This is a genomic window from Ramlibacter sp. (assembly GCF_035706265.1).
Taxonomy (GTDB): Bacteria; Pseudomonadota; Gammaproteobacteria; order Burkholderiales; family Burkholderiaceae_C; genus Ramlibacter.
In genome coordinates this window covers 1-8,941 of sequence record NZ_DASSVG010000586.1, presented here as the reverse complement: position 1 = coordinate 8,941, position 8,941 = coordinate 1, and the positions used below count along the sequence as shown (strand labels likewise).

Annotated in this window: 9 protein-coding genes and 1 pseudogene; all 10 read left to right on the top strand. The window is 71.6% G+C overall.

Translation table 11 applies throughout. The features are described from left to right. On the top strand, positions 1–453 hold a 453-nt coding region (locus tag VFM98_RS21085), incomplete at its 5' end, for a branched-chain amino acid ABC transporter permease (RefSeq protein ID WP_325111852.1). Then, on the top strand, positions 450–1,247 hold the full coding sequence (locus tag VFM98_RS21080) for an ABC transporter ATP-binding protein (protein ID WP_325111851.1): 798 nt from the start codon (positions 450–452) through the stop codon (positions 1,245–1,247). The genes VFM98_RS21085 and VFM98_RS21080, both read left to right, overlap by 4 nt. Continuing rightward, the gene (locus tag VFM98_RS21075) at positions 1,240–1,935 is read left to right on the top strand and encodes an ABC transporter ATP-binding protein (protein ID WP_325111850.1); all 696 of its coding nucleotides are present in this window, start codon (positions 1,240–1,242) and stop codon (positions 1,933–1,935) included. The genes VFM98_RS21080 and VFM98_RS21075 overlap by 8 nt, the downstream gene beginning before the upstream one ends. A 13-nt stretch (positions 1,936–1,948) precedes the next feature. Further along, a complete protein-coding gene (locus tag VFM98_RS21070; protein ID WP_325111849.1) occupies positions 1,949–2,356 on the top strand; it encodes a thioesterase family protein in 408 nt (135 codons plus the stop codon). Positions 2,357–2,435: 79 nt separating this feature from the next. Then, entirely contained in the window at positions 2,436–5,165 is a 2,730-nt protein-coding gene (locus tag VFM98_RS21065) for a molybdopterin-dependent oxidoreductase (protein ID WP_325111848.1), read from the top strand. 91 nt (positions 5,166–5,256) lie between these two features. Then, entirely contained in the window at positions 5,257–5,907 is a 651-nt protein-coding gene (locus VFM98_RS21060) for a 4Fe-4S dicluster domain-containing protein (RefSeq protein ID WP_325111847.1), read from the top strand. Then, a complete protein-coding gene (locus tag VFM98_RS21055; RefSeq protein ID WP_325111846.1) occupies positions 5,904–6,761 on the top strand; it encodes a DmsC/YnfH family molybdoenzyme membrane anchor subunit in 858 nt (285 codons plus the stop codon). Before VFM98_RS21060 ends, VFM98_RS21055 begins: the two co-directional genes overlap by 4 nt. 15 nt (positions 6,762–6,776) lie before the next feature. Next, a complete protein-coding gene (locus VFM98_RS21050) occupies positions 6,777–8,102 on the top strand; it encodes a phenylacetate--CoA ligase family protein (RefSeq protein WP_414709062.1) in 1,326 nt (441 codons plus the stop codon). Position 8,103: 1 nt separating this feature from the next. Next, positions 8,104–8,574, top strand: coding sequence for a (2Fe-2S)-binding protein (locus tag VFM98_RS21045; RefSeq protein ID WP_325111845.1), 471 nt, complete (start codon positions 8,104–8,106; stop codon positions 8,572–8,574). Further along, positions 8,571–8,941 (top strand): annotated as a pseudogene (locus VFM98_RS21040) (xanthine dehydrogenase family protein molybdopterin-binding subunit); the annotation flags it as partial. The gene VFM98_RS21045 and the pseudogene VFM98_RS21040, both read left to right, overlap by 4 nt.

Sequence of the window (8,941 nt, the reverse complement as noted above, 5' to 3'; positions counted from 1 at the left end):
GGCGCGCTGCTGGTGGCCACGGTGTGGCTGGCCCTGAACCTGATCGACTCGCCCAACGGCCGCGCGCTGCGCGCCCTGCACGGCTCGGAGGTGGCGGCGCAGACGCTGGGCATCGACTGCGCGCGCTTCAAGCTGCAGGTGTTCACGCTGTCGGCCGTGCTCGCCGCGCTGGCCGGAGCATTGACGGCGCACTACGCCGGCTTCATCACGCCGGCCAAGGCCACCTTCCTGCACTCGGTGGAGCTGGTGATCATGGTCGTCTTCGGCGGCATGGCCTCGGTGTTCGGCGCCGTCGTCGGTGCGGCCGTGATGACCGTGCTGCCGCAGCTGCTCACGGTGCTGAAGGACTACGAGATGATGGTCTTCGGCGCCGTGCTGGTGGCCACCATGGTGCTGTTCCCGCAGGGCCTGGTGCCCACGCTGGCGCGCTGGTGGGGCGGGAGGCCGCAATGACGCTGTTGGCAGTGAACGGCCTCTGCAAGTCCTTCGGTGGCCTGAAGGCGATCGCCGACGTCGACCTGCGCTTCGAGCGCGGCGCCGTGCACTCGATCATCGGCCCCAACGGCGCCGGCAAGACCAGCCTGATCAACATGCTGAGCGGCATCTACCGGCCCGACACCGGCAGCATCGCGCTGGAAGGCCGCGAGCTCGCCGGCCAGCCGGCGCACCGCTTCGCCGCCGCCGGGATCGCCCGCACCTTCCAGAACCTGCAGGTGTTCTTCAACATGACGGCGCTGGAGAACGTGATGACGGGCCGGCACCTGCGCGAGCGCCATTCGCTCACCGCCGCCCTGCTGCGCACGCCGGCGCTGCAGCGCGGCGAAGCCGAGTCACGCCAGGCGGCCCGCGAGCTGCTGCGGCTGGTGGGCCTGTGCGGGCAGGAGGACACGCGCGCCGACGCCATGCCCTACGGCGCGCTCAAGCGGCTGGAGATCGCCCGCGCGCTCGCCACCGAGCCGCGCCTGCTGCTGCTGGACGAGCCGGCGGCCGGCCTCAACGCCACCGAGGCGCGCGAAATCGACGCGCTGATCCACCGCCTCGCGCAAGGCGGCACCACCATCGTGCTGGTCGAACACAACATGGCGCTCGTGATGGGCGTGTCGGACCACGTGGTGGTGCTGGACCACGGCCGCAAGCTCACCGAAGGCACGCCGCAGCAGGTGTCCAGCCATCCGGACGTGATCGAGGCCTACCTGGGCAACGCCGAGCCCGCAGCGGCGAACGAAGCGGAGGCGGCCCATGCTTGAAGTCAAGGCGCTCGCCAGCCGCTATGGCCGCATCCCCGCGCTCGCGGGCGTGAACCTGCGCATCGAGGCGGGCGAGCTGGTCGCCATCGTGGGCGCCAACGGCGCCGGCAAGACCACGCTGCTGCGCACGATCTCCGGCGTGCAGCCCGCCAGCGGCGGCAGCATCGAATTCGAGGGCCAGAACCTGCTGAAGCTGCATGCGCGCCAGCGCGTGCAGGCCGGCATCATCCAGGTGCCCGAGGGCCGCCAGGTGTTCGCGCCCATGACGGTGGAAGACAACCTGCGGCTCGGCGCCTTCGCCCGCGGCAGCGCCGACCACCTCGATCCCATCCTCGACCTGTTCCCGATCCTGCGCGACAAGTTCCGCGAGCTGGCCGGCAACCTCTCCGGCGGCCAGCAGCAGATGCTGGCCATCGGCCGCGCGCTGATGGCGCGCCCGCGCCTGCTGCTGCTGGACGAGCCCGGCATGGGCCTCGCGCCGCGGCTGGTGGCGGAAATCTTCTCCCGCATCTCCGCGCTCGGCAAGGTGGGCACCACCATCCTGCTGGTCGACCAGAACGCCCGCGCCGCGCTCGGCGTGGCCAACCGCGGCTACGTCATGGAGACGGGCCGCATCGTGCTCGAAGGCAGCGCCCGCGACCTCTTGCACGACCGCCAGGTGCAGCGCGCCTACCTCGGATCCGCCTGAAGGAAAGACCCCCATGAAAGCCAGCCTCCAACCCGGCCTCAAGACCACCGCCCAGCTCGAAGTCACGCGCGACCGCACCATCGACTTCATGGGCGAGAAGGCCCGCGTCTATGCCACTCCCATGCTGGTGCGCGACATCGAGGTCGCCTGCCGCAACCTGCTGCTGCAGCACCTCGATGCCGGCGAGGACTCGGTCGGCACCCGCGTCGAACTCGACCACCTGGCGGCCTCGCTGCTCGGCATGCCGATCACGCTCGAAGTGGAGATCACCGCCGTCAACAAGCGCGCCGTCACCTTCACCGTGACCGGCAGCGACGGCGTCGACACGATCTGCCGCGCCGTGCACAACCGCTTCGTCGTGGACACGGCCGCGACCGAGCAGCGCCTCGCCGAGAAGGCGAAGAAGGCGGGGTTGGCGTGAGCGCCGCACGGCCGCCCGAAGGCGCGAAGGCCCCCTCGGGGGGCAGCGCAGTACACGAAGTGACAAGCGTGGGGGTCGCATGACCGTCGCGGCCGCCACGCGCCGGGTGCCCACGTACTGCTACCAGTGCGTGGCCGGCCCCGACCTGCTCACCGTCAAGGTGCAGGACGGCGTGGCCACGGAGGTGGAGCCGAACTTCTGCGCCGCGGCCGTGCACCCGGGCGGCGGCAAGGTGTGCGTGAAGGCCTTCGGCCTGATCCAGAAGACGTACAACCCGAACCGCGTCCTCACGCCCATGAAGCGCACCAACCCGCGCAAGGGCCGCAACGAGGACCCCGGCTTCGTCCCGATCTCCTGGGACGAGGCCATGACGCTGATCGCCGACAAGCTCAACGCGATCCGCGCGACCGGCCTCACCGACGAATCCGGCTACCCGCGCGTGGCGGCCAGCTTCGGCGGCGGCGGCACGCCCCAGTCGTACATGGGCACCTTCCCGGCCTTCCTCGCGGCCTGGGGGCCGGTGGACATGGGCTTCGGCTCCGGCCAGGGCGTCAAGTGCTACCACTCGGAGCACCTGTACGGCGAGTACTGGCACCGCGCCTTCATCGTCTCGGCCGATACGCCGCTGTGCAATTACCTGATCTCCTGCGGCTCCAACATCGAGGCGTCGGGCGGCGTGGCCGGCATCTGGCGCCATTCGCGCGCCCGCGCCCGCGGCATGAAGCGGGTGCAGGTGGAGCCGCACCTGTCGGTCACCGGGGCCTGCTCGGCGCAGTGGGTCCCGATCAAGCCCAAGAGCGATGCCGCCTTCCTGTTCGCGCTGATCCACGTGATGCTGCACGAGGCGCCGCGCGAGGCGCTGGACCTGCCGTTCCTGGCGCAGCGCACCGGCTCGCCCTACCTCGTGGGGCCCAACGGCTACTTCCTGCGCGAGCCGGAAAGCCGCAAGCCGCTGGTGTGGGACCTGAACACCGGCCGCGCCTGCCCCCACGACACGCCCGGCATCCGCGAGGCGCTGGAAGGCGGCTACGAGGTCGATGCGATCGAGATCGGCGCCGACGGCGAGCTGCTGGCCGAAGGCCGCCTGCTGGGGCAGACCGCCTTCACCCGCATGGTGCAGCACATGGCACCGTACACGCCGGAGTGGGCGGCGGGCGTCTGCGACGTGCCGGCCGCGACCATCCGCCAGGTGGCCGACGAATACCTCGCCCACGCCTGCGTCGGCGAGACCATCGAGATCGACGGCAAGAAGATGCCTTACCGGCCGGTGGCCGTCACGCTGGGCAAGACGGTCAACAACGGCTGGGGCGGCTACGAATGCTGCTGGGCCCGCACCATGCTCGCCACGCTGGTCGGCGCGCTCGAAGTGCCGGGCGGCACCATCGGCACCACCGTGCGGCTGGCCCGCCCGATGTCGCAGCGGCTGGAAAGCGCCAAGCCCGGCGCCGACGGCTTCATGCACTTCGCGCTCAATCCCACCGACAAGCAGCACTGGTCGGCGCGGCCCAACATCCGCAACGCCTACCGCACCATGGTGCCGCTGGCGAGCGACGGTCCCTGGAGCCAGGCCCTGGGGCCGACGCACTTCTCCTGGATGTTCCTGGACGCCACGCCCACCGGCCTGCCGCGCGTGACGTTCCCGGACGTGTGGTTCGTCTACCGCACCAACCCGGCGATCTCCTTCTGGGACACGGCGGCGCTGGCCGACAAGATGGCGCGCTTCCCCTTCGTGGTGGCCTTCGCCTACACGCGCGACGAGACCAACCACTTCGCCGACGTGCTGCTGCCCGACGCGGTGGACCTGGAAAGCCTGCAGCTGATCCGCATCGGCGGCACCAAGTACGTCGAGCAGTTCTGGGACCACCAGGGTTTCGCGCTGCGCCAGCCGGTGGTGCAGGCCCGTGGGCAGGCGCGCGACTTCACCGAGGTCGCCACCGAACTGGCGGCCCGCACGGGCCTGATCGAAGGCTACGTGCGCTCGATCAACAAGGGCGCCGGCGGCGTGCCGCTGAAGGGCCCGCACGGCGACTTCTCGCTGCCCACCGACCAGGCCCCCGAGCGCGACGCGGTCTGGGACGCGATCTGCCGCGCAGCGAGTTCCGAACTCACCGACGGCGCCGAGCAGCATGGCCTCGACTGGTGGAAGGAGCACGGCCTCGCGACCCGGCCCTTCCCGCGCAGCGAGTGGTACCTCCATCCCACCATGGTGGAGCGCGGCCTGCGCTACGAGCTGCCTTACCAGGAGCGCCTCGCCCGCGTCGGCGTGGAGCTGGGCCGCCGCCTGCACGAGAACGGCATGGCGTGGTGGGACGAGCAGCTGAAGGAATACCAGGCCCTGCCGGCCTGCAAGGACTTCGGCAAGCCCTGGGTGGCGGCGCTGGAGAAGGAAGGCGGCTGCGGCAAGGACTTTCCCTTCTGGCTAATCACGGCGCGCAGCATGCAATACGCCTGGGGCGGCAACGTCGGCATGCAGATGATCAAGGAGGTGGCCGACAACATCGCAGGCCACCGCGGCGTGATCATGAATACGCGGACGGCGGCTGAACTGGGCATCGCCGAGGGCGACCCGATCGAAGTCTCGACGCCGCGCGCGCGCATCAGCGGCCGGGCCGTGCTGCGCCAGGGCATCCGCCCCGACACGCTGCTGGCGATCGGCCAGTTCGGCCACTGGGCCACGCCGCTGGCCAAGGAGTTCGACGTGCCCAGCATGAACGCGCTGACGCCGATGCGCATGGACCTCACCGACGCCACCGGCTCCGGTGCCGACCTGGTGCGCGTGACGCTCCAGCGCGCGAAGGAGAAAGCATGAGCGCCGCACGGCCGCCCGAAGGCGCGGGCCCCCTCCGCTTGCGGAGGGGAGAGGCGGAGCACACAGTGCGGAGCCTGGGGGAGGATTTCAAATGACCCGCTGGGCCATGGTCGCCGACCTGCGGCGCTGCGTGGGGTGCCAGACCTGCACCGCCGCCTGCAAGCACGCCAACGCCACGCCGCCCGGCGTGCAGTGGCGCCGCGTGCTGGACATCGAGATGGGCGAGTACCCCGACGTGCAGCGCGCCTTCGTTCCCATGGGCTGCCAGCACTGCGACGAGCCGCCCTGCGCCGACGTCTGCCCCACCACCGCCACCCGCAAGCGCGAGGACGGCATCGTCACCATCGACTACGACCTGTGCATCGGCTGCGCGTACTGCACCGTCGCCTGCCCCTACCAGGCCCGCTTCCTGGCGCCGGCCGGCGTGTTCGCGTACGGCAAGGAGCCGACGCAGAACGAAGCGCTGCGCGACGACGCGGCCAAGCGCCAGGTGGCGACCAAGTGCACCTTCTGCGTCGAGCGCATCGATGCCGGCACCGCCAAGGGCCTCAAGCCCGGCGTGGACCCCGAGGCGACGCCGGCCTGCGTCAATTCCTGCATCGCCGAGGCGCTGCACTTCGGCGACCTCGAGGACTCGCAGAGCAACGTCTCGCAGCTGCTGGCGAAGCACGAGCACTTCCGCATCAACGAGGAGCTGGGCACCGGCCCCGGCTTCCACTACCTGTGGGATCGCAAGCCATGAACACGCGCCACCTGCAGCGGCCGCAGCCGCACTGGGACTGGCGGGCCGCCGGCAACTTCGTCTGCGGCGGCGCCGGCTCGGGCCTGGCCTTCTTCGGCGCGGTGTGTGCGACCGAGGTGCTGCGCGTGCCGCTGGTGCTGGCCGGCATGGGGCTGGTCGGGCTCGGCCTCTTCTTCGTCTGGCTGGAGATCGGCCGGCCGCTGCGCGCGCCCAACGTGCTGGTGCACCTGCGCACCTCGTGGATGTCGCGCGAGGCGCTGGCGGCGGTCGTGCTGTTCGCGCTGGGGCTCGGCCTGGTCCTGGGCATGCACTGGCGCGCGTGGCCGACGGCGCTGACCGCGCTCGTGTTCCTGTACTGCCAGGCCCGCATCCTCGGTGCCGCCCGCGGCATCCCCGCCTGGCGCCATCCGCTCACCGTGCCCCTGCTGGTGCTCACGGGCCTCACGGAAGGACTCGCCCTGCTCTGGCTGCTCGGCGCCTGGGCGCGGCCTTCGCTGCTGCTCGCCCTTCCGCTCGCGGCGCTGGTGCTGGCCCGCGCGGGCCTCTGGCGGCTGTGGCGCGTGCGCCTGGGCCAGGACGCACCGCTGCCGGCCCTGCGCGCCATCGATGCGCAGGCGCCCGTGCTGCTCTGGGCCGGCACCGCCGCCCCCCTTGCCGCGCTGGCGCTCGCCGCGCTCACGGGATCGCTCCCGCTGCTGCAGGCCACGCTGCTCGCCGCCGCCGGCCTGCTGGCCGCCTTTGCCGGCGGCTGGTTCAAGTTCACGCTGGTCACCCGCACGGGTTACCAGCAAGGCTTTTCGCTGCCGCGCATGCCCGTGCGCGGCGTGCCGCGCACCGCCCTCGTCAAGGAGTGACCATTGGCCGCCGTCATCCGCCCCATCGAAACCAGCGCGCCCGCGCGCTACCTGCACCCTGAACTGGAGACCATGCCGCGCGAGCAATTGCGCGCCCTCCAGTTGCGCCGCCTGCGCGACACCATCGAGAACGCGTACGCGAACGTGCCGACGGTCCGCCGCCGCATGGAGGCCGCCGGCGTGCGCGGGCGCGACCTGCGCACGATCGACGACGTCGGCCTGCTGCCCTTCACCCTCAAGTCGGACCTGCGCGACCACTACCCCTTCGGCCTGTTCGCCCGCCCGGTGGGAGAGCTCGCGCGGCTGCACGCCTCCTCCGGCACCACCGGCAAGTCCACGGTGGTCGGCTACACGGCGCAGGACCTGGACCAGTGGGCCGACCTGATGGCCCGCTCCTTCCACGCGGCCGGCGCGCGCCGCGGGGACGTCGTGCACAACGCCTACGGCTACGGACTGTTCACCGGCGGCCTGGGCGCGCACTACGGTGCCGAGCGCCTGGGCGCGGTGGTCGTCCCGGTCTCGGGCGGCGCCACGGAACGGCAGGTCACGCTGATGCAGGACTTCGGCGCGACGGTGCTGTGCTCCACGCCCTCCTACGCACTGGCCATCGCCGAGGCGGCCGAGCACCAGGGCATCGACCTGCGCATGGGCAAGCTGCGCGTCGGCCTGTTCGGCGCGGAGCCCTGGAGCGCCGCGATGCGTACCGAGATCGAGGCCCGCATCGGCCTGAAAGCCGTCGACATCTACGGCCTGTCGGAGATCATGGGCCCCGGCGTGGCCTGCGAGTGCGAGCACCGCGACGGGCTGCACGGGTGGGAGGACCACTTCCTGTTCGAGGTGATCGACCCCGAGACCGGCAAGCCGGTGCCCGAGGGTGAGGCCGGCGAGCTGGTGATCACCACGCTGACCAAGCAGGCGCTGCCGATGATCCGCTACCGCACGCGCGACATCACCCGCATCACCACGGCGCCCTGCGACTGCGGCCGCACCCACGCGCGCATCCTGCGCATCACCGGCCGCAACGACGACATGCTGATCATCCGCGGCGTCAACGTCTATCCCTCGCAGGTGGAGGCGGTGATCGTCGGGCGGCCGCAGCTGGCGCCGCACTACCAGCTGGTGGTCACGCGCGAAGGCGTGCTGGACGAGGTGCAGGTCGAGGTCGAGGCCCAGCCGGGCGTGGACCGCGCCACCTACAACGGGCTCGCCCGCGAGCTGGCGCATGCGGTCAAGGTGCAGTGCGGCATCAGCACCCGGGTCACCGTGCTGGATCCGGGCGCCGTCGCCCGCTCGCAGGGCAAGGCCGTGCGCGTGCGCGACCTGCGCAAGAAGGAAGCCTGAGATGCCGACGCGCTTGTTGAAATTGACGGTGAACGGCCGGGTGCGCGAGATCGCCGCCGCCCACGGCGCACTGCTGCTGGAGGTGCTGCGCGAGACGCTGGGCCTGACCGGCAGCAAGCAGGGCTGCGACGGCGGCGAATGCGGGGCCTGCACGGTGCTGGTGGACGGCCAGCCGCGCCTGGCCTGCCTGACGCTCGCGGCCACGGTCGAAGGCCAGGCCATCGAGACCATCGAAGGCCAGGTGCGCGGCGGCCGCATGAGCGCCCTGCAGCAGGCCTTCCACGAGCAGCTGGGCACCCAGTGCGGCATCTGCACCCCCGGCATGGTGATGGCCGCCGAAGGCCTGCTGCGGCGCGTGCCGCACCCTAGCGAGGAACAGATCAAGGAGGCGCTGGCCGGCAACCTGTGCCGCTGCACCGGCTACACCAAGATCATCGAGGCGGTGCAGGCCGCCGCGGAGGCCACCCCATGAAGGACGTGCACGCTCCCGCCCGCCCCGCAGCGCCGCCCACCCATTCGATCGGGGTGCGCACGCCCCTGATCGACGGCGTGGAGAAGGTCACCGGCCGCGCCCGCTACACCGCCGACCTGCCGGTCGGCCCGACCCTGGTGGGCGCCATCGCCCGCAGCACGGTGGCGCACGCGCGCATCCGCGCCATCGACGCCAGCGCGGCCCTGGCGATGCCCGGCGTGCGCGCCGTGATCACCGGCGAGGACTTCAGCGCCCCCTACGGCGTGATCCCGATCACCCAGAACGAATGGCCTCTGGCGCGCGAGCGGGTGCGCTACCGCGGCGAGCCGGTGTTCGCCGTCGCCGCCGATGACCAGGCCACGGCCTT

What these genes read in the sequence shown, in the direction of transcription:
- VFM98_RS21080 (WP_325111851.1), top strand. Translation starts at nt 450, where the DNA reads ATGACGCTGTTGGCAGTGAACGGCCTCTGCAAGTCCTTCGGTGGCCTG.
- VFM98_RS21075 (WP_325111850.1), top strand. Translation starts at nt 1,240, where the DNA reads ATGCTTGAAGTCAAGGCGCTCGCCAGCCGCTATGGCCGCATCCCCGCG.
- VFM98_RS21070 (WP_325111849.1), top strand. Translation starts at nt 1,949, where the DNA reads ATGAAAGCCAGCCTCCAACCCGGCCTCAAGACCACCGCCCAGCTCGAA.
- VFM98_RS21065 (WP_325111848.1), top strand. Translation starts at nt 2,436, where the DNA reads ATGACCGTCGCGGCCGCCACGCGCCGGGTGCCCACGTACTGCTACCAG.
- VFM98_RS21060 (WP_325111847.1), top strand. Translation starts at nt 5,257, where the DNA reads ATGACCCGCTGGGCCATGGTCGCCGACCTGCGGCGCTGCGTGGGGTGC.
- VFM98_RS21055 (WP_325111846.1), top strand. Translation starts at nt 5,904, where the DNA reads ATGAACACGCGCCACCTGCAGCGGCCGCAGCCGCACTGGGACTGGCGG.
- VFM98_RS21045 (WP_325111845.1), top strand. Translation starts at nt 8,104, where the DNA reads ATGCCGACGCGCTTGTTGAAATTGACGGTGAACGGCCGGGTGCGCGAG.